The 20474-nt window shown below is 59.9% G+C and carries 21 protein-coding genes; 19 read left to right on the forward strand and 2 right to left on the reverse strand.

The window, feature by feature from the left end; genetic code table 11:
* Positions 1–19: 19 nt before the first annotated feature.
* The 13 genes from kdpF (at position 20) to OUZ30_RS03555 (ending at position 16115) form a co-directional block, all read left to right on the forward strand.
* A complete protein-coding gene (gene kdpF, locus OUZ30_RS03495) occupies positions 20–112 on the forward strand; it encodes a K(+)-transporting ATPase subunit F (protein WP_266180789.1) in 93 nt (30 codons plus the stop codon).
* The gene (kdpA, locus tag OUZ30_RS03500) at positions 109–1911 is read left to right on the forward strand and encodes a potassium-transporting ATPase subunit KdpA (protein ID WP_266180790.1); all 1803 of its coding nucleotides are present in this window, start codon (positions 109–111) and stop codon (positions 1909–1911) included. Before kdpF ends, kdpA begins: the two co-directional genes overlap by 4 nt.
* Positions 1912–1931: 20 nt before the next feature.
* Entirely contained in the window at positions 1932–4013 is a 2082-nt protein-coding gene (gene kdpB, locus OUZ30_RS03505) for a potassium-transporting ATPase subunit KdpB (protein WP_266180791.1), read from the forward strand.
* A 17-nt stretch (positions 4014–4030) separates the two neighbouring features.
* Entirely contained in the window at positions 4031–4240 is a 210-nt protein-coding gene (locus OUZ30_RS03510; protein WP_266180792.1) for a hypothetical protein, read from the forward strand.
* A 92-nt stretch (positions 4241–4332) separates the two neighbouring features.
* Positions 4333–5835, forward strand: coding sequence for an outer membrane beta-barrel protein (locus OUZ30_RS03515; RefSeq protein WP_266180793.1), 1503 nt, complete (start codon positions 4333–4335; stop codon positions 5833–5835).
* Positions 5836–5844: 9 nt separating this feature from the next.
* Complete coding sequence (gene kdpC, locus OUZ30_RS03520) at positions 5845–6414, forward strand: potassium-transporting ATPase subunit KdpC (RefSeq protein WP_266180794.1); 570 nt, start codon at positions 5845–5847, stop codon at positions 6412–6414.
* Positions 6415–6454: 40 nt separating this feature from the next.
* The gene (locus tag OUZ30_RS03525; protein WP_266180795.1) at positions 6455–9121 is read left to right on the forward strand and encodes a sensor histidine kinase; all 2667 of its coding nucleotides are present in this window, start codon (positions 6455–6457) and stop codon (positions 9119–9121) included.
* 11 nt (positions 9122–9132) lie between these two features.
* Positions 9133–9828 (forward strand): response regulator, encoded by a 696-nt coding sequence (locus OUZ30_RS03530; protein ID WP_266180796.1) that lies wholly within the window; start codon positions 9133–9135, stop codon positions 9826–9828.
* 240 nt (positions 9829–10068) lie between these two features.
* Positions 10069–10605 (forward strand): single-stranded DNA-binding protein, encoded by a 537-nt coding sequence (ssb, locus tag OUZ30_RS03535; RefSeq protein WP_266180797.1) that lies wholly within the window; start codon positions 10069–10071, stop codon positions 10603–10605.
* Between the two features lie 206 nt (positions 10606–10811).
* Positions 10812–12017 (forward strand): site-specific integrase, encoded by a 1206-nt coding sequence (locus tag OUZ30_RS03540; RefSeq protein ID WP_266180798.1) that lies wholly within the window; start codon positions 10812–10814, stop codon positions 12015–12017.
* Positions 12018–12050: 33 nt separating this feature from the next.
* Positions 12051–13688 (forward strand): site-specific integrase, encoded by a 1638-nt coding sequence (locus OUZ30_RS03545; protein WP_266180799.1) that lies wholly within the window; start codon positions 12051–12053, stop codon positions 13686–13688.
* On the forward strand, positions 13675–15642 hold the full coding sequence (locus OUZ30_RS03550) for a hypothetical protein (protein ID WP_266180800.1): 1968 nt from the start codon (positions 13675–13677) through the stop codon (positions 15640–15642). Before OUZ30_RS03545 ends, OUZ30_RS03550 begins: the two co-directional genes overlap by 14 nt.
* The gene (locus tag OUZ30_RS03555; protein ID WP_266180801.1) at positions 15639–16115 is read left to right on the forward strand and encodes a protein kinase; all 477 of its coding nucleotides are present in this window, start codon (positions 15639–15641) and stop codon (positions 16113–16115) included. The genes OUZ30_RS03550 and OUZ30_RS03555 overlap by 4 nt, the downstream gene beginning before the upstream one ends.
* Before the next feature lie 377 nt (positions 16116–16492).
* Here OUZ30_RS03555 and OUZ30_RS03560 read toward each other — a convergent pair whose 3' ends face one another.
* The gene (locus OUZ30_RS03560) at positions 16493–16717 is read right to left on the reverse strand and encodes a helix-turn-helix domain-containing protein (RefSeq protein WP_266180802.1); all 225 of its coding nucleotides are present in this window, start codon (positions 16715–16717) and stop codon (positions 16493–16495) included.
* A gap of 85 nt (positions 16718–16802) precedes the next feature.
* Between OUZ30_RS03560 and OUZ30_RS03565 the strand changes: the two genes are divergently transcribed.
* The 4 genes from OUZ30_RS03565 to OUZ30_RS03580 all read left to right on the forward strand — a co-directional run bounded on the left by OUZ30_RS03565 (position 16803) and on the right by OUZ30_RS03580 (position 18083).
* Complete coding sequence (locus tag OUZ30_RS03565; RefSeq protein ID WP_266180803.1) at positions 16803–17141, forward strand: hypothetical protein; 339 nt, start codon at positions 16803–16805, stop codon at positions 17139–17141.
* A gap of 149 nt (positions 17142–17290) precedes the next feature.
* A complete protein-coding gene (locus OUZ30_RS03570) occupies positions 17291–17443 on the forward strand; it encodes a type II toxin-antitoxin system MqsR family toxin (RefSeq protein ID WP_266180805.1) in 153 nt (50 codons plus the stop codon).
* Positions 17444–17496: 53 nt separating this feature from the next.
* The gene (locus OUZ30_RS03575) at positions 17497–17694 is read left to right on the forward strand and encodes a type II toxin-antitoxin system MqsA family antitoxin (protein WP_266183087.1); all 198 of its coding nucleotides are present in this window, start codon (positions 17497–17499) and stop codon (positions 17692–17694) included.
* A 131-nt stretch (positions 17695–17825) separates the two neighbouring features.
* Entirely contained in the window at positions 17826–18083 is a 258-nt protein-coding gene (locus OUZ30_RS03580; protein WP_266180806.1) for a hypothetical protein, read from the forward strand.
* A 247-nt stretch (positions 18084–18330) separates the two neighbouring features.
* On the opposite strand, the gene OUZ30_RS03585 is transcribed toward OUZ30_RS03580, so the two are convergent.
* On the reverse strand, positions 18331–18942 hold the full coding sequence (locus OUZ30_RS03585; RefSeq protein WP_266180807.1) for a hypothetical protein: 612 nt from the start codon (positions 18940–18942) through the stop codon (positions 18331–18333).
* Between OUZ30_RS03585 and OUZ30_RS03590 the strand changes: the two genes are divergently transcribed.
* Together OUZ30_RS03590 and OUZ30_RS03595 are read left to right on the forward strand one after the other, a co-directional pair.
* On the forward strand, positions 18941–19396 hold the full coding sequence (locus OUZ30_RS03590) for a hypothetical protein (protein WP_266180808.1): 456 nt from the start codon (positions 18941–18943) through the stop codon (positions 19394–19396). The genes OUZ30_RS03585 and OUZ30_RS03590 overlap by 2 nt on opposite strands.
* A gap of 77 nt (positions 19397–19473) precedes the next feature.
* Complete coding sequence (locus OUZ30_RS03595; protein ID WP_266180809.1) at positions 19474–20454, forward strand: HAD domain-containing protein; 981 nt, start codon at positions 19474–19476, stop codon at positions 20452–20454.
* Positions 20455–20474: the final 20 nt, after the last annotated feature.

Below are 20474 nucleotides of genomic sequence, written 5' to 3' on the forward strand. Positions count from 1 at the left end.
CCTCTGCGGGAGATCTCCCATGAACGTCATCTATATCGTGGCCTCCGTCATCGCGGTGGCCCTGACGGGCTATTTGTGCGTAGCCCTGCTCAAGCCGGAGTGGTTTGAATGACTACCTTCGATTTCTTCCAGGTTGTGCTCTACCTGGCCGTGCTGCTGGTGCTGATCAAGCCGGTCGGCAGCTATATGGCGTTGGCGTTTTCCGAAACACCCAATCGTGTGACGCGCTTCGGTGGTGGAGTGGAGCGCCTGCTCTACCGGATCGCCGGCGTGCGTGCCGACGAACAGATGGGCTGGCGGCGTTATGCGATCGCCATGCTGCTGTTCAATATGGTCGGCATGGTGGTCGTGTATGTATTGCAGCGTGCGCAACAATGGTTGCCGCTGAATCCGCAGCACTTTGCCGCGGTGACGCCCGATTCGGCGATCAATACGGCCATCAGCTTCATCACCAATACCAACTGGCAGGGCTACGGTGGTGAAAACACCATGAGCTACCTGACCCAGATGCTCGGCCTGGCGGTGCAGAACTTCCTTTCCGCGGCGACGGGTATCGCCGTGCTGCTGGCGGTCGTGCGTGGCTTCACCCGCCGGAGTGCCAACAGCGTCGGCAACTTCTGGGTCGACATGACGCGCAGCACGCTTTACGTGCTGATGCCGTTCTCGTTGTTGATGTCGCTGTTGCTGGTGTCACAGGGTGTGGTGCAGAACTTCTCTGCTTATGTCGACGTGCCGGTGGCGCAGGTCACCAGCATGACCGAGACCGTCAAGGATGCCGCTGGCAATCCGCTGAAGGATGCCGCCGGCCACGACGTCACCCACGAATCGAAAGTGACGACGCAGACCTTGCCGATGGGCCCGGCCGCTTCGCAGATTGCGATCAAGCAACTGGGCACCAATGGTGGCGGCTTCTTCAATACGAACTCGGCGCATCCGTACGAAAACCCCACGCCGTTCAGTAATTTCCTGGAGATGCTGGCGATCTTCCTGATCCCCGGTGGTCTCTGTTACACCTTCGGCAGCATGGTGGGCGACCGGCGGCAGGGCTGGGCGATCCTCGCTACCATGCTGCTGATCTTTATACCGCTGGCCTACTGTGCCATTGGCGCCGAACAGGCGGGCAACCCGGCGATGCACGGCCTGGCGGTGGATCAGCATGCCTCCGCGCTGCAAGCGGGCGGCAACATGGAAGGCAAAGAAACGCGCTTCGGCATCGCCGCGAGCGGCCTGTTCGCCACCATCACCACGGCGGCTTCGTGTGGCGCGGTGAACGCCATGCACGACTCGATGACGCCGCTGGGTGGCTTGGTGCCGATGTGGCTGATCCAGCTCGGCGAAGTGGTGTTCGGCGGTGTCGGCTCGGGCCTCTACGGCATGCTCGCCTTTGCGGTAGTGGCCGTGTTCATTGCGGGCCTGATGGTGGGCCGCACGCCGGAGTACCTCGGCAAGAAGATCGAGGCGCACGAGATGAAGATGGCCAGCCTCGCCGTACTGGTGCCGTGTGCACTGGTGGTGATCTGCACGGCCATCGCGGTGATGACCCCGGCAGGCGTGGCTGGCGTGTCCAATCCTGGTGCGCACGGCTTCAGCCAGATGCTTTACGCCGTCTCCTCGGCCTCCAATAACAACGGCAGTGCGTTTGGCGGTCTGTCGGCCAATACACCGTTCTGGAATGTGCTGTTGAGCGTGTGCATGTATCTGTCGCGCTACCTGTTGATGATCGCCATGTTGGCCATGGCCGGTTCGCTGGCGGCCAAGCGTCATGTGCCAGCTTCGGCCGGCACCTTGCCCACCCATACGCCGCTGTTCATCACCTTGCTTGCCTGCGTGGTGATCGTAGTCGGCGCGCTGACTTTCCTACCGGCGCTCGCGCTGGGGCCGATTGCCGAATTCCTGATGTCGGTCCGCTGAAGACCACGGGACACTGATCCATGACGACGACACATACTCACGTTCACGCTGTGCGGACCTTCGACCGCGCACTGATCCTCAAGGCCGTGGCGGACTCGTTCCGCAAACTGTCGCCGCGGTTGCAATTCCGCAACCCGGTGATGTTCGTGGTGTTCGTGTGCAGCGTACTGACCACCCTATTGTGGGTGCAGGCGCTGACGGGACACGGCGAGGCGCCCACCAGCTTCATCTTCTGGGTCACCATCTGGTTGTGGTTCACCCTGTTGTTCGCGAACTTCGCCGAAGCCCTCGCCGAAGGTCGTGGCAAGGCACAGGCGGCGGCGCTGCGCGGTTCACGCAAGGATGTCGTGGCGAAACGGCTGGAGAGTCCTCATCGCCAAGCGGCGATCACGTTCACGCCGTCATCGGAGCTGCGCGTCGGTCATCTGGTGCTGGTGGAAGCCGGCGAACAAATGCCGGGTGATGGCGAGGTGGTGGTGGGTGCGGCGAGCGTGGACGAGAGCGCGATCACCGGCGAATCCGCACCGGTCATCCGCGAATCGGGTGGCGACCGCAGCGCGGTCACCGGTGGTACGCGCGTGCTTTCTGACTGGCTGGTGGTGCGTATCACGGCCAACCCTGGCGAGAGCTTTCTCGATCGCATGATCGCCATGGTGGAAGGCGCCTCGCGGCGCAAGACGCCGAATGAAATCGCGCTGACCATTCTGCTGGCCAAGTTCACGCTGATCTTCCTGCTGGCCTGCGCCACGCTGCTGCCGTATTCGATCTATAGCGCGCAGGTGGCGGGTTCGGGCAGCCCGATCACCATCACCGTGCTGGTGGCGCTGCTGGTCTGTCTGATTCCCACCACCATCGGTGCGCTGCTTTCGGCCATCGGTATTGCCGGCATGGATCGCATGATTCGCGCCAACGTCATTGCCACCTCCGGTCGCGCGGTGGAAGCGGCTGGCGACGTCGATGTGCTGCTGCTCGACAAGACCGGCACCATCACCCTGGGCAACCGCCAGGCTGTGGCTTTCCTGCCCGCACCTGGCGTGGAAGAGAGCATTCTCGCCGATGCTGCGCAGCTGGCCTCATTGGCCGACGAAACGCCCGAGGGTCGCAGCATCGTGGTGCTCGCCAAGGAACGTTTCGGCCTGCGCGAACGCCAGCTGGAAGAGGGCCATGCGGAGTTCGTGCCGTTCACCGCACAGACACGCATGAGTGGCGTGAACATGGGCGAGCGGGTAATCCGCAAGGGTGCGCTTGACGCCGTGGAACGCTATCTGGAAGCGAACGGCAGCCACCTGCCGCCGCTGGTCAAGCATATGGCCGAGGACATCGCCCGTCGTGGCGCCACGCCGCTGATCGTGACCGAAGGATCCACCGCGCTGGGCGTGATCGAGCTGAAGGACATCGTGAAGGGCGGCATCCGCGAGCGGTTCGCCGAGATGCGCCGGATGGGCATCAAGACGATGATGATCACCGGCGACAATCCGCTCACCGCAGCTGCGATCGCTGCCGAGGCCGGTGTCGACGACTTCCTCGCCGAAGCCACGCCGGAAGCGAAACTCAAGCTGATCCGCAGGATCCAGGCCGAGAATCGTCTGGTGGCGATGTGCGGTGACGGCACCAATGATGCACCGGCACTGGCCCAGGCTGACGTCGCCGTGGCCATGAACACCGGCACGCAGGCGGCCAAGGAAGCCGGCAACATGGTCGACCTGGATTCCAATCCGACCAAGTTGATCGAAGTGGTGGAGATCGGCAAGCAGATGCTGATTACGCGCGGCTCGCTTACCACCTTCTCCATCGCCAACGACATCGCCAAATACTTCGCGATTATTCCGGCGGCGTTCGCCACCACTTATCCGGCACTGAACACGCTCAATGTGATGAAGCTCGCCACGCCGCAGAGTGCGATCCTGTCGGCCGTGATCTTCAACGCACTGATCATCATCTTCTTGATCCCGCTAGCGCTCAAAGGCGTAAAGTACCGGGCACTGGGTGCGGGTGCATTGCTCCGCCGCAACCTGCTCGTCTACGGACTCGGCGGTATCGCGGTCCCATTCATCGGCATCAAGCTGATCGACATGCTGCTGGTCCTGTGCGGACTGGCCTGAAGCGAGAGGTTTAGATCATGCAGACGCTTAAGCTTTCCGTATCGCTGCCCGACGACACGCACCCGGACATGGAGCTCCGCCTGTCCACTGATGATTCCACCTGTGATGTGGTGATTGCGTTGCCTTCGGCCTCGGCGCGGACGGTCAAGGTAGACCGGAAGAACGATGACCAGGCGCCCCCCAGCGCCCAGGACGATTACGTGCTCGGCGGCTACGCCGGCATTTGAAGTCGATGCCGGACGGCATCGACGCTCCACAGCCCCATACAACCCCACAAGAAAAGGACGGTCCGTCCCCGGGCCGAATGTCAGGAATACCTATGGTTTCGAAGAAAATTCTGTCGAAGAGCAGGCTCCCGTTTGCAGTTCTGCTTGCGATTGCGCCCGCCAGCCAAGTGCTTGCGTCCACCATCGACGCTTCTCCCGTATCCTCCGCTGCGGACATCGATAGCGTGGCGCCCTCGGCGCCGGTAGCGGGCAGTGCCGATTGTTCAAGAGGCTTCTTTTCGCGCCTTGCCTCGGCCTACCGTGAGGACGCCCAGCCGTCCGATCCCAATGCTCCCGCGCCGGCACGTCGCGCCATGGATGCGCCGCTCAATTCGCCGCCGTTCCCCAGCGCGGAATGGCAGCTCGGTGGCGTGGCTGCGCCGATCGGCGTGCCCAACTCTTACGGCCAGTATCCGCTGCAGAAAGCCCTCTCCTGCACGAAGCTTGGCAACTGGATGGAGCGCAACAAGATCGAGATCAACGGCTGGATCAATCCCTCCGCCAACCTGAGCTCGTCCAGCAACTCCAACTTCCCGCTGTCGTATGCAACACGTCCGAACCGGGTGGAGTTCGATCAGTTCGTCACCAACATCACGCGCGTCGAGGACACCGTCCAGACCGACCATGTGGACTGGGGCTTCAATATCTCCAATCTGTATGGCTACGACTATCACTACACCGTGTCCAAGGGTGTTTTCAGCAACCAATTGCTGAACAACCCCAAGGCCGACAGCGCACTGAATGGCAAGATCTACGGTGATGACCCGATGTTGTTCTACGGCGATATCTATATCCCGTGGGTCGCCGAAGGCATGGTCATCCGCGTCGGTCGCTATTTGTCGCTGCCGGATATCGAGGCGCAGTTCTCGCCGCAGAACTACCTGGTTACGCATTCGATCCTGTACACGGTCGACCCGTACACTCAGACCGGCATCATGACCACGACCAAGCTCAGCAGCCAGTGGACGTTCCAGATTGGCATCAACGGCAGCAATGATACGGCGCCCTGGAATTCGTCGGCGCGGCCCTCGTTGCAGACCTGCGTGCGCTGGGTGTCAAAAGACAACGACGACATGCTTTACCCCTGCATCAACAATGTGAACAAGTCCGACTACAACTACAACAACGTGCAAATGTATGTGATGACCTGGGGTCATCGCTTCAACAACAGCGTGCATATGCAGACCGAGGCGTATCGCATGTACGGCCGCAATATCCCGGGCTTCGGGCCGGGCGGCACGCCGGGTGCGCCGGGGTCGTCGCCGTTGGCGGGCACGGCAGGCGAATTCGGCATCGTGAACTACCTCAACTTCGAATTGAACTCGAGCAACATGATGTCGTTCCGCAACGAGTACTACGACGACGAGAAGGGACAGCGCACGGGTTTCGCGACGCGCTACAGCAGTCACACGCTGGGCCTGACGCACTGGGTGTCATCGGATCTGGAAATTCGCCCGGAGCTGCGCTACGAACACTCGTACGACGTGAATGCCTATGACAAAGGCGCGAAGAACTACCAGGTCGTCGGTCTGGTCGACGCGATCCTTCACTACTGAGGTCATGATATGAGCAGGCTCTTACGCAATGCGGTCGGGATGTTGCTGCTGATGACGGTGATCACCGGCATCGCCTATCCGCTGGTGGTTACCGGACTGGCCCAGGTGCTGTTCCCGTCGCAGGCGAACGGCAGCCTGATCACCAAAGACGGCAGGCCGATCGGCTCTACGCTGATCGGCCAGTCCTTCACCGAACCGAAGTACTTCTGGGGTCGCCCTTCGGCGACCACGCCCCAGGCCAATAATGCGACGGCGTCCAACGGCTCCAACCTGGGGCCGACCAATCCCGCGCTTACCGATGCGGTGAAACAGCGGATCGACGCGCTGCGCGCCGCCGACCCGGGTAACACCGCGCCAGTGCCGGTGGACCTGGTCACGGCCTCGGGCAGCGGTCTCGATCCGGAGATCTCGCCGGCGGCGGCGGCCTATCAGGTGTCGCGTGTGGCCAAGGCGCGCGGCTTGAGCGATGCGCAGGTGCAGGCGTTAGTGACCATGGCGACCAGTGGTCGCCAGTTCGGTATGATCGGCGAGCCTCGCGTGAATGTGTTGAAACTCAATCTGGCTTTGGATGGCCATTGAGGCATAACGTAGTCGCCGATCACTGACGTACTGGGACAGCATGTCCGAACCTTCCCGCGAAGCACGCGCCGATGCCTTGCTCGATTCCGTACAGGAAGAGCGAAGCCGTCGCCTGAAAATTTTCCTCGGTGCAGCCCCGGGCGTCGGCAAGACCTTTGCCATGCTCTCGGCCGCGCGCGAGCTGAAGCGGCAGGGCGTGGATGTAGTGATCGGCCTGGTCGAAACTCACGGCCGTCCGGAAACCTCGGCGCTGCTCGAAGGACTCGAGCAGCTGCCGCGTCGGCCGGTGACTTATCGCGGGCGCGACTTCACCGAGTTCGACCTCGACGCCGCCTTGCAGCGGCGCCCCGAGGTGATCCTGGTCGACGAGCTGGCGCATAGTAATTTGCCCGGCGGCCGTCACGAGCGTCGCTGGCAGGACATCTCAGAGCTGCTTGATGCTGGCATCGAGGTCTATACCGCACTCAATGTGCAGCATCTGGAAAGCCTCAACGACCAGGTGCGGCGCATCACCAATGTCACCGTGCGCGAAACGGTGCCGGATGCCTTCCTCGATCAGGCGCGCGATATCGTGCTGGTCGACCTGCCACCGCGCGAGCTGATCCAGCGCCTCAAACAGGGCAAGGTCTACGTGCCGGAAACGGCCGCCGCCGCGCTAGATGCGTTCTTCTCGCCGACCAACCTGGTCGCGCTGCGCGAGCTGGCGGTGGACACGGTGGCCGGCCATGTCGACAGCGACCTGCGCGAGCACATGCTGGCGCGTGGTGGCGCCATGCCGGTACGTCGCCGCGTGCTCGCCGCCATCGACGGACACTCGCAAAGCGAGTATCTGGTACGGATCGCAAGGCGCATCGCCGAGCGGCGCGGTGCGCCGTGGAGCGTGGCCTTTGTCGACACCAGCGCCACGCTCGACAAGGCGCGAGGGGAGCGGTTGGATGCCGCCATGCGTCTGGCCCGCCGTCTCGGTGGCGACACCGTGGTATTGCGCGGTCACGCGATCGCCGATGAATTGATTGCTCATGCCGATCGTGAAGGCATCGGCCAGATCATTCTCGGCCGCACGCGCGAGCGATTCCTGGCACGCATGCTGGGGCGATCACTGACGCAGCTGCTATTGCGTCGCGGCGCGCATCTCGAACTCACGATCATCGCCACGCCGACCGAGCGTGCAAAGTCGCGCCTGCGCCTGCGCATGCCCGGCGGCCGCGGGCGTCGGGATGAGTACATCTACGCCACGCTGGCCACCCTGGTCGCGTTTGCGTTGTCGTTCATCGCGGACCGCTATCTCTCCGTTGCCAACCTCTCGCTGATCTTCCTCACGGCCGTGCTGGTGGTGGCCGTGCGCACGCGCATGGCCGTGGCCGTATACACGGCGATCCTCTGTTTCCTTGGTTATAACTTCTTCTTTGCGCCACCGCGCTACACCCTGGCCATCGCCAACTTCGACGATGTGCTGGCGGTCTGCTTGTTCCTGGTGGCGGCGCTGGTTTGCAGCCGGCTGGCAACGCAGCTGGCCAGTCAAGTGGAGTCGATGCGCGCGGCGCATGCGCATGCGCGTGCCTTGCTTGCGTTGGGGCAGCGGCTGTCCACCAGTACCGATGCTGCCGGCATCCGCGCGGCGGGTGCCGTCGCCCTGGCTCATGCACTACGTTGCGACACTGCCATCCTGGCGCGTGATGCCAGCCAGGTGCTTCGCGTGGTGGCGTCGTCGCCGCGCGACTTCCCGCTGCTTACGCAGGATCTGGCGGCGTCCAGCTGGAGCGAACAACACGCCGAGCAGGCGGGCCGCTACACCGACACGCTCAATGCAGCTCCTTGCTGGGCGCTGCCGCTGGGCAACGAGGAGAATCGGCTGGGCGTGGCAGCCTTGCGTTTCCCGTCTGATCAAGGTGAGCCTTCGCCTGATCAGCGTAGCCTCGCGCTGGCGATGGTGCAGGACATCGGCCAGGCGCTTCAGCGTGCGCGCCTTGCCGAAGAGCTGGAGGGCGCGCGGGTGCAGGGCGAGACCGAGCGCTTGCGCAATGCACTCCTCTCTTCCGTCTCGCACGACCTGCGTTCACCACTCGCGTCGATGATCGGCTCCGCCGGCACGCTGGCCAGCTATGGTGATCAGCTGCCGCCCGGTGAACGGCACGAACTGCTCGAAGCCATCCTTGGTGAAGGCCAGCGGCTCGATCGCTACATCCAGAATCTGCTCGACATGACCAAGTTGGGCCACGGGACGCTCAAGCTCAATCGCGACTGGACCGATGTGGCCGAAATTGTGGCCGCGTCCACCACGCGCCTGCGCAAGTTGTTCCCGGACCTGAAGCTGGTGACCGAACTGCCACCGGGAACGCTATTGCTTTATGTGCATCCGGCGCTGATCGAACAGGCCTTGTTCAACATCCTGGAGAACGCGGCACGCTTCTCGCCGCCGGGTGAGCCGGTGCGCGTGGTGGTGCGTTCGAAAGGCGAGCAGTTGCAGATCGATGTCATCGACCGCGGCCCGGGTATTCCCGAGGACGAGCGGGCGCTCATCTTCGACATGTTCTATTCGGTTTCGCGCGGTGATCGGGCGCCACAGGGCACGGGACTTGGGCTGGCCATCTGCCGCGGCATGATCGGCGCGCATGGCGGCAGCGTGGAGGCCTTGCCCGGCGAGGGGAGAGGCACCACCATTCGCATAACCCTGCCGTTGCCGGCGCCGCCCGACCAACCCGGATAACCTCAGCCCCAATGACTGCTGCCACTCCCTGCGTTCTAGTGATCGATGACGAGGCGCAGATCCGCAAGTTCCTCGATATAGGCTTGCGTGCCGAAGGCTACGAGGTGCTGTTGGCGGCCAATGGCGCTGATGGCTTGGCGCTTGCTGCAACACGCTCCCCCGACCTGGTCATCCTGGATATCGGCTTGCCGGATCGCGAGGGGCACGATGTACTTGCCGAACTAAGGCAATGGAGTCACGTGCCGGTACTGATGTTGTCGGTGCGCGATGCCGAAAGCGACAAGGTGAAGGCGCTCGACGCCGGGGCCAACGATTACGTCACCAAGCCTTTTGGTATCCAGGAACTGATGGCGCGGCTGCGCGCCATGTTGCGTTCCCGCCCGGGGGAGCCGGAGGCTCCGCAGCGCTACGACGACGGTCACCTGATGATCGATCTGGCGCGCCGTGAAGTCATGCTGGATGGCGCCTTGCTCGCGCTCACCCGCAAGGAGTACGCCGTACTCGCCACCCTGGTACGCCATGTCGGCCGCGTGGTCACCCAGCAGCAACTGCTGCGCGATATCTGGGGCGCCACCCATACGCACGACAGCCATTACCTGCGCATCGTGGTGGGCAAACTGCGCCAGAAACTGGGCGATGACCCGGCCACCCCGCGTTGGCTGAAAACCGAGCCCGGCGTGGGCTACCGCTTTATCAGTGGGGTCTAAGCGGCAATTTGCTGCTTCTGGCTGTCGCAGCCCGTGAGAGCCGCCAGTGGTCTGATTCCCCGGGCTTTTTAGGCCATGCCGGGCAAGCGGGGAGGGTGCAAGACCGACAGAGTCATGAGCACGGGCCCCAGGTCAATCTCTGTACTCGGCGTGTGGCACGGTTATGATAGCGACCAGTTCAACCATCCCGGTGCTGACTGCCCAAGAACGCAGCGCCGGCTTCAAGAGGAAACGAAATCCATGGCACGTGGCATCAACAAAGTCATCATCGTCGGCAATCTCGGCGCGGACCCGGAAACCCGCTACACCGGCAACGGCACAGCGATCACCAGCATCCGTATCGCCACTTCAGAGAACTGGACCGACAAGCAGAGCGGCGAAAAGCAGGAGCGCACCGAGTGGCATCGCGTGAAGCTGTTCGGCCGCCTGGCGGAAATTGCCGGCGAATACCTGAAGAAGGGTCGCCAGGTCTATATCGAAGGTTCGCTGCGCACCGACAAGTACACCGACAAGGACGGCGTCGAGCGCTTTAGCACCGACATCATCGCCGCGGAAATGCAGATGCTCGGTGGCGGCTCAGAAGGCGCCGGCGCGGGTGGTGGCGGTGGCGGCGGTTATCGCGAGCGCCCGCAGGGCGGCGGCGGTGGCCAGCCGCGCCAAGGCAGCGGTGGTGGTGGCCAGTCCCGCGGTGGCGACAATTACGGCGGCCAGCAGCGCCAGTCCGCACCGCCGCTGGTGCAGAACAACAGCTTCGATGACGACGATATTCCCTTCTGAAGATGCTAAAACGAGTGGTGTCAATTTACATTAAGCATCGCTGACTTAAATTATAGAAATATCAAATACTTTTGAAGAAATGGCCCGCAGTGGAGATGTCAATTTCCGCTGCGGGTTTTTCTTTGCCCCTTCGGGGTATTTGATCTTGCCAAGTGAGACATCGTCAGGTTAAAAGAGTTGCCAGATAACGAGCGTGAAGTTCGGTCATGAAGATTGAAAGTCTCAAGCATCCTTCTGGTCAGATTCTTCCGATGCTTCTGGATGAGGTCGGCCTTCCCGTGGTGGGACCCAATGAGTGGATCCTTTCTCGCTATCAGCGATCGGAGAACACGCTTCGGCGCAATTTGGGAGAGCTCGCGATCCTGTACGAATGGGCATCAGGTCTGGGTATCGACATTGATGATCGAATTGCTTCGGGCCGAGGATTTACCGAAGCAGAGATAACTGGATCACTTTTACCCGAGCTTCGGCGGGATCATAGCCATCGCCACGTGGTGAAAGTCGCGGTGTCTCCCTCCGTCCAGGTCCAGCGGATCGCAACTTGCGCCGCCTACTTAGGCTGGATGTTGGACGCTGTCACTGCGCTGACGCTCCGCAAAGATGAGCGCAGCGTACTCGCGGGGACAAAGGATCGCTTGTTCAAGCTGTTGAGCGGCGCCATGCCTTCAGATGCGGGTAGCCCAAAGCCGGCGCAAGAACGCCTATTGAGCGAGACCCAAAGGCGCTTCTTGATCGCAGAATTGCTCACGGTCAACGAACAACATGGGTCCGCGCGTAAACACGCGATACGTCGGCGCGACAACGTGGCAATCATGCTCATGCTCATCTGCGGAGTTCGCATCGGTGAGCTTCTGGGAATGAGAGTGGAAGATGTTCAGTTCGGTGCGCTGACAACGGTGTTCGTGCAGCGCCGGCCGATCGACCCCGATGATCCACGGACGCACCGGCCGTTGGTGAAGCGCCAGTCCAGAACGCTTTGGCTCGATACGAAATTTGCAGCAATCGTAAACGAGTACATTCTGCATAGCCGCGAGGTTCTCTTGACCAACGCGCGCCGCGACACGGACTATCTCATCGTAAGCGACGAAGGTCTGCCGCTTTCGATCAATCGCATGTATCGCATTTGCACGGCGTTGGTGCGGAAATTTCCGGGCAAGTTACCGAGTCGCCTTTCGCCGCACTCCTTGCGGCACTCGTTTTCATCGGATCTCGAAAAGGCTCTGCGGGAAAACGGCATTGAGGAGCACCGGCGCCGTCAACATCTCGCGCTGCTCAGAGGAGATAGCAGCTTGGAGTCGCAGGACGTCTACATTGCTACCGAAATCAACGAGGCAGCGAATCGCATTCTTTTGGCGAACCAGAAGAAAGCCATCGAACAGGCTGACAGTGTGAACGAACGTCTGCCCTTCTAATCCAACGACCACCAGTCAACAAACTCTCTCACCATGAATCTGCATAGCATCTCGACAAAGATCGCGCCCCTTCCTCTAAATGAGCAGATATCGACATTCGGATGGCGAGCAATACCGGGTAGCTTCATCACCAGAGAAGGCGTACCTGTCGATTGCAGTGACGACACGTGGACATTCGCGGATACAGGGGGCGTAAGGCGATGCAACTTCAAAAAAATCGCCAACCCCAGGTTGCGTTGGAGCTTGATGCGTCGCGTGATGCATTGCGCTGAAACCGTTTCCACCAGTGCAGCGGTCCTGATCTATAAGGATTTCTTAGGAGAAGTGATTAGTCGGGAGACCGAGTTCGAGTTGGATGCGTCTTGCCCCGATGAGTTGTTTCGAGATCGCTTAGCATCTTTGATTAAGAAAACAATAAAGGATGCAAGGAAGAAGAAGAGATTGTTTCAGATGCACCGCCTGGTGAGATGGTATGTGTGGTGTGCGGCCAACTTTCCAGAAGCTGGCTTTTCGTTGAGTTACGCCGCGACGCTGGATGGAATGGTTATTCCTGGTAACCCGAAGGGTCAGGCCGTCAAGGACGAGGATCCAGAGACAGGACCCTTCGACTTGTCGCTTGAGCTTCCGGTGATTGTCAGGGCGCTACAGAACGACGACAGCGAAACATACGAGCATCTTCAAGAGCGCGCCGCCGTTGCTCTCTGTCTTGCCCTTGGTCGCAATCCCGCAAACTTCATCTTTCTTGATCAAGGTGATCTGCGAGATCTGACGCTAGGCATCGAGGATGTGGACCCCTGCTATCAGCTTGCTGTCCCACGCATCAAAAAGAGCCTAATCAGTCCAAGGCAAGACTTTCAGTTGGAAACACTCGAAGCGGCATTTGCGGCTCACGTGCTCGCTTTGAGTCGGGCAAGCGCGGGTAAACCGGTTGAGGTACTTACTGAAGAAGGTATCGTGACCAGCGATGTGCAGCCCCTATTTCGTCGCCGGAAGATCAATCAAAAGCCCGTTCCAACTTCCGCTGTGCATCGAGCTCTTCGCCCTGTAACGAACTTTATAAATGTCTTACTAAAGTCCTTCGTTAAGCGTCACAACATTCTGTCGCCGATAACCATGACGCCTCTTATCGTGAGCGCGCGCCGGTTCCGCTATACCTTGGCGACGTCTCTGGTGGATCAGGGAATTAGCCGTCGCGAGCTTGCGCGAGTCCTCGATCACTCGGATACGCAACACGTTCAAGTCTACTTCGAGCTGAGAAGTCGAATCATTCGCCATCTGGAGGCGGCTCAGGCGAAGCTGTTTGGAACGTATCTCGGATATTTCAAGGGGCGATTCATCCACTCGGCTGACGAGGCTGAAACAGCAGGTCGAAGTGACAAAGCGCTGTCTTTTATCCCCGAATCACACCCGACAGATTCGATTGACATCGGCATGTGTGGAGAGCAGCGCTTGTGCGGACTAGATCCGCCGTTCAGCTGCTATCTGTGTCCGAAGTTCCGGCCCTACGTGCATGCCAACCACGACAACGTGTTGGCCGTTCTCCTCGCCGAACGTGAAGATCGTCTGGCGAAGTACGAAAGTGTCCGGTTGGGCATCCAGATCGACGACGTGATCTTTGCGGTGGGTCAGGTCATTGCAGAAGTGGAGAAGCTTGCCTATGTTGAAGCCTAAGATCAAAGATGGCAGGTCGAATCGAAAGCCTAAGTCACACCCATTTATTCAGCCCGTCCCGGGAGACGAAGAGGCAAATCTCAAGCTGCTGGTTGAAGCGGCGCAAGCCCTCATGGGAGAAATTGAAGGCGCAGATTGGGCGACGAATCCATGGGAGATAACTGGCGGGCGGTTGATTGAGCATCCCGGGAAGAACATTTTTCGTGCAGACCTGTTCTTTCGCTCGCCGGAAAAGAGAGGTTTCGCCAACATCACTGGTCCGTTCGAAGATCTCGCAAAGTCACTCGTGGCTTTGCGATTTAGTCGCTCAAATGCATCACTTTCTAACCAACGGACTTTCGTCACCGCTGTCGCGTACGTGGCACAGGAGGCGGCCGGATACCCAGTGTCTGGGTTACGTTCCACGCATCTCGATGCCGCCTGCGCCAAAATCGCCGAGGACTATTCGAAAGGCGTGGCGTACAACATGCATAAGGCGGTCGCGGAATTCGCGAGTCACTGTGATGCGAATGAATTGTGCCGCGTACGGCTTCAGTACAAGTATGCGGCTATGGTGCGTCCTGATGGGACGACCGGGTTCATCGGTCGTCGGCTCGACGATCCTGAAGCGACGGTGCGAGATGAAGCCAAGATGGCGACTCAGGCCTTGTATCGAATGCTGGGGGCGCTCCATCAACGTGTCCCGGTGGGTCACGAAGGGCGATTGCCCCTGGCTATCTTGTCAATCTTGGCATGCACGGGATTTCGATTCGGTGAAGCAGTTTCGTTGCTCGTGGACTGTATTCGACCCGGCGAGGGCGGCGGGGTTGGCTTGCGCTATTTCAAAGGGAAGGCCAAGTTTGGGAGGGCCTCCACGCCACTTGAGACAAGGTGGCTGTCCGGGGCTATGGCGGACATCGTATGCCCCATAGTCCAGGAGATGATCGCGTTCTGCCAGGCGCCAAGAGACGTTGCCCGGGAGATGCGACGTGTCAACGGACCAGACGTTCGCTTTCTTGAGGCGCTTCCCGAAGGTGCGCGTATTGGAGTCCTGGATCTCAACGAGCTGGGTATACCGCCGCACGGTTGCGTAAAGTGGCTGCAGGCCAACAGGCGATGGGCGTGTGCAGGGACAACGGCCGAAGATCTCATTGAGTACTGTCGTAGAGACTTCCATGCTCGTTTTGTTGAGCTGAGATTCGTGGACCAGCATCGGAAGGAGTACTACCTGGAGCACATGCTCTTCTGCGTGCCGGTGTACCTTTCGCAGATGTCTTCACCAGCCAAGTGGCTGAGTACGGGCTACAGCCATGCGATGTTGGCGGGTTGGATTAAGCGGCGCCTAGAGCCTCTGGCGCGCGAGTTTGTTCCCGAATTTCTGACATCAATCGACTTCAGTTCGCATGCCTTCCGCCATACGGTAAATACTCTATTGGACGAAGGTGGACTGCCTGAATTGTTGCAGACGGATTGGTTTGGCCGCTCCAATCCCCGGGACACCAAGGCGTATCAGCACACGAGCAAAGAGAAGAGAGTGCTTGAAGTGCGCGCCGACTTGCTCAGCGGGAAGGCACATGGGAGGCTGGCCGATGATCTGAAGAAGATCCCGATTACATTGCGTGAGAGCTATGTCGAAGCCAAGGTCAGGGCCGTCCATGACGTGGGTCCGGGTGCTTGTGTTCACGACTTCTCACAGCTGCCATGTGAGCGCCATCTGCAATGTACGGGAGATTGTAACGACTACGTTTGGGCGGAGGACGACGAAGGTCGGGACGAGGAGCTCAAGCGCCAGTGGTCAATGGCAAAGATCGCGCAACGAACGGCCGAAGAGCGATCGACAGGTGATCGACCACGTAAAAGCGTTGATTGGAACGCGCACAACGCGAAGAAGCTCAAAACCCTTGAGGAACAGCTTCGGCTTCGAGCCATCGAGCCGTTTGATCCGGACGCTTATCTGGAGGAGATCGCAGCATGAAACTGACTCGATACGGGCGGATGGGGCAGCTGCAAGAGCAGCAAATTGTTCAAGAGCTTGCGCGTTGGGGGCGCGGTGAGCTGGGGGCGACGCTCACGTGGGAGCACCTGGAAAAGCAGTTTGGCTTCAGCCGGCAGACGTTGAATCAGAAGTCGTCGATCAAAGCAGCCTATAAGCTGGCCAAGGAGGCCCTTCAGGGAGGGCTCGTTCGATCAAGGCAGGAAACGGACGATGAAATCAAAGCCCTTAACCAGGAGATAGCCCGACTTCGTCTGGAGATCGAGCAGTACAAGGATCGAGAGAAGCAATGGAAGCTTCGCTGGCAACGCGTTGCTTTCAATATACGCAAAGCAGGGGTCCAGATGTTTCAGGTCGATCGTCCGGTCCAGGACAAAAGGCTACCGTCTGCAACAGAATCGGCTAAGGTCATTCAGCTCTTTGACGGCGAGATTCCGCCCAGTGGTCGCGTCTGATTAACAGGCTGCGCGGAACTTGCGCGCCAATCAGTGTGTCGTAACACTTGCGCTGGGTTGCGCGCAGAAGAGACCGAGCGCCGTCGCGCGACTCGAGAACGGGCCACGGGCTCGGAACTGGAACACTACGTTCTAGCGTGGCAGCGTTTGGCTCCAACACCTGTTAGGCGGCCAAGATCTCACGCGCGTTAGGGCCTCTATTCGAGCTTTCGTGCTGGTCCTCTAGCTCGCGATAGCCCCTAACGGCACGTCCAAGCTAAGAGGGGAGCGAAGCCAGCAGCTCACTTTCCCCGCCATCGCCCCCGGCTTGGTGCACCCCGAGCGCGGTTGCAAGATATAGTCTCGTCTTGCATGAGACGCTTGATCTCGCTTAATCCTCAGATCTTCGCCGACTTCGCTAGCGTGGCTACCGACATACCCAGCCCCGTCGCGACCCGGCTCAGAGTTTGGATGCTCATGTTGACTAGACCCCTCTCAACCTTGCCGTATTGGGCGCGGTGCATACCGATGGCGTCGGCAAAGGACTCCTGGCTGAACTCTAGTGCCTCGCGTCTGCGGCGAATGGCACCTGCTAGTTTCATTTGGGCGGTCGGCTCTTCCATGGCCACGACCCTAGATTGGTGCTACTTTTAGGACTACGCCCTTAAATGTAGGCTACTTAAAAGTAGCATTGAGGTGGCTGTGAGCATGCGCCTTGTGGACGATGACCTCGATATATCAGTTGAGCTGAACCTCGACCCCACGGTCAGGGCTGCCCTGAGCGTCCAATTGCAGCGGGCGGCCTTTGGGCAAGGCGCATCGCTATTCGAGTGGAGGTTGGCGCAACGTCTGTCTGATGCTCTGGATTCTGATCTCCAGCCGCCATCGGCGAGCCAGCTTTCTTATGCCATGTCCATCTCCAAAGCCTTGGACATTTCCCTCCCGAGCGAAGCCTTGAAATTCAGAGGCTCGATGAGCGAATTCCTAGGCCGCTACGCGCAGCAATTCAAGCAATTGCAGCAGCGAGCCGAAGGACTTCACGAGTAAAAGAAGATTGGCTCCAAGAACTTCCCGAGGTAACTATGGTTGCATCGCAGCAAATCGGCGTTGGCTCATTTGCAGGCGTTGAAGAACGCAGCGAGTGGCGACTGTAAAGGCAGGCACGCAAGACCACCCAACACTAGGACATCTACGCGATGAAGCTCGCGGAATTCCACACGAGCATGATCACGCGCGCAGATCGTCGAGTTTCGCTGGATGTCTATCTGCCAAAGACATTAGTCGGCGAGGCCTATATGAAACTGACGGTTATAGAAGCCGCGATCTTCGTGTCCTTCAAGGAGCCCTGACCATGAAATGTCCATCCTGTGTAGCCGCGGCGCTGGTTCCTGACACCCGCGACATGCCATGCACCTACAAGGGTGCGTCGACCGTCATTCCAGACATCACCGGCGATTACTGCCCGGCATGCGGAGAAGCGATCTTCAATGCAGCCGAGTCGTCCCGCGTCAGTACGGCGATGTTGGAGTTCAACAGGCGCGTGAATGCCTCAATCGCGGACCCAAGCTTCATCACCAGTGTTCCGACTGTTCAAAGGTAGCACTGAGCGCTAGTGCTCGAACGGAGCAGCGCGACAGTCGATCGCGCACACCTCCCTAGATGACTAAAGAAATCACGCGCATGCTCGGACTATGATTCTCGTCCATGCAGGCACGCCAGGCGAGGCCACCGATGACGACGAATGATTACTTCAAGGCCGAATGGTTAGCGCTGGACCCGGATGTCCTTGAGCGGCTGATTCCGGTGCGGCATGGCCACGTGCGAATCGAGGATATTGAAGCGGCGTCGCGCACGACAGCACCGAATCTGGAGCAGGCCTGGGCGGTGTGTGCCTACGGCATCACGTGCTCGGGGGATGGCATTCCTCTTCGCGATTGGAGGCGTTTTTTGGGCACGTTGCGATGGATGCGTGAGCAAGCTCAACGTTAACGGGCCAGCCTTCAACACAGCCTACGCGGCGGCTCTTAGTCAACTGGGGAGGTCGGAGAATGCCTCGAATGTGGGCGCGGATGGCGGCCCCGTCGCCATCAATCCGAACCTCCCCAGATGACTAAAGAAATTTGCGCTGTGCTGCCATATGATCGCGACATGCGCCACTGGCTGCCGGAGCGCTATTCACATGCAGACGTTGAGTCACCGGACGAATCAGTGTCCCGAATCACCTTCCACTTGGATTCTATTCGTTGAAACCAAGGGGATGTGGAACACCGAAGACGTACCCGAAATGCAGGGCTCGAGTGATGTTTACACCCCGCCGAAGCAGCGCCTGATGGATGGCCCGCAACTGGAGCACGCTCTGGCGCCGTATCTGGATCACGTGGAGATTGTGATCTCCGATTGGGGCGCTCTCCATGCACCGCTCGAGGCCTTTCGACGACAGCTTCCCATAGACGTTGCCAAACGCGTGATCGACTCGATGTTCCTGCCTGAGCTCACCAATTCGTCTTGGAGTGAGTACCACTCCACAGTGGTGACTCGGTACGACTGTCTGCGATTGTGGCTGGATCGACGGCGCCCCCGTGCGGGTGACCAATGGATCGCGATCGAGCAGGGCGCGCAGCTCGACGCCTGGCCAGCGAGGGAAAGAGAACACGTGATCATTGGGAAGCTTGCGCAGCCCCAGGTTTTGCGTCGGGTGCTTGAGCGCCTGAATGCGCAGCTCGGAACGCCTGGCGCGGCGAATTCGATATAGACATTGCACTTGGCCAACCAAAACGCCAGGGTCAATCGGTGCCTCGCTCAATTCGGCAGCTAAATCCAACATGATGTCGTCGAGGCTCAAAACCATGATCGCGCGCCTGTATCGCCCCCCAGGAGGTAGGCGACAGGTCATCGCCGTGTCGCGGCAGGAGGCCGCGCAATTGCCGCCACTACTCACCCTCGCCGTCATCTCGATCACGGCGCCGGATCGCGCACGCGCGAAACTGCCACCGATAGCACACATGCTGCGATTGAGTTTTGCTGACGTTGATTTCGATCGACGGGAACTCTCCGAGCGTGCCCGACAAAAGCTACCTCAGGCCTTTCAGCACGAGCAGGCCATCGCCATCCATACCTTTGTGCGAGGCTTGCCGCCGACCGTCGCGAGCATTGTCGTGCATTGCGAAGGTGGCTTCTCGCGCTCTTCTGCCATCGCCCTCGGACTGGCTAATCACTATGGCTACGAGGCGTGGGTCAAGGATGAGGCATCCGCCAATCGCTCCGTCCTCAACCGGCTTCTTGAACATGGCGCGACCCCATAAAGCGCCGAAGCGCTTGATGTCTCCAGCAAGGCGCTACCTATCGTGTCACTGACGAAAGGCCCAAAGGTACCGTCCCAATGATCCTCTACCTCGATTTTGACGGCGTGCTGCATCATGACGACGTCCGGCTTGACCTGCACAACCGCCCCTATTTGCGCGGATCCGGTACCCTATTCGAATACGCGGACCGACTCACGCAGGTGCTCGCACCGTATCCGCAGGTCAAGATCGTCCTTTCGACCAGTTGGGTGAGAGTCAAGCGCTTCAGCTACGCCGTGGGCCGGCTACCAGTTGAACTTCGCCAGCGCGTAATCGGGGCGACCTGGCACAGTCGCTTCATGCTCGATGACGAGCTACTGGATTGGTGGCTAAACACCGCGACTCGCTATGAGCAAATCATTCGTGACGTCCGGCGCCGGCAACCGCAGCAATGGCTCGCGCTTGATGACGACGCAGAGGGGTGGCCCGACAGCGCGAGCGCGCATCTAGTGTGCTGTGATTCCCGACTTGGCCTCAGTGAATCGAGGGTCTGCCGGGAGCTTGAAGGCCGGCTTGCCGAATTCCATAGGATTGGAATCACTGGCGAGGGCGGCACTATGCAGGCCACAGGAGTGGGGCGACCTCACTGCGCGAAAGCCTTGACTACCAAAAATCGCGCCCGAGTAGCCGCCATGACCGCAAAGGCCAAGTATGCGGCGCGGAACGGGACCCGCTGGTTCAGTTCCTCCGAGCTTCTGGCACAGGCGAAGCTTCAAGGGCTTCTGACCATACCCACGCCAAGCGAATGGACAACTCACCGACGGATGTTTGCGATTGATCTGGACGGCGAACCGCGCTTTCCCGCATATGGACTGGATCCGCTCACCTTCGAACCATTCCCGGCGATGGCTGCGATCCTGGATATTCTTGAGGGTCGTGACGCCTGGTTCCTCGCAGTGTGGTTCGAGTCCGTCAATAGCTACCTCGGCGGCGTTTGTCCGCGAGAGGTATTGGCGCAGGATCCGATTCGCGTGATCTCCGCAGCCCAGAACGAAGCCGCGGGCATCATCCATGGCTAATGGCTTCCCGCAAAGGTGCA

The sequence above is a fragment of the Dyella humicola genome (genome assembly GCF_026283945.1).
Classification (GTDB): domain Bacteria; phylum Pseudomonadota; class Gammaproteobacteria; order Xanthomonadales; family Rhodanobacteraceae; genus Dyella; species Dyella humicola.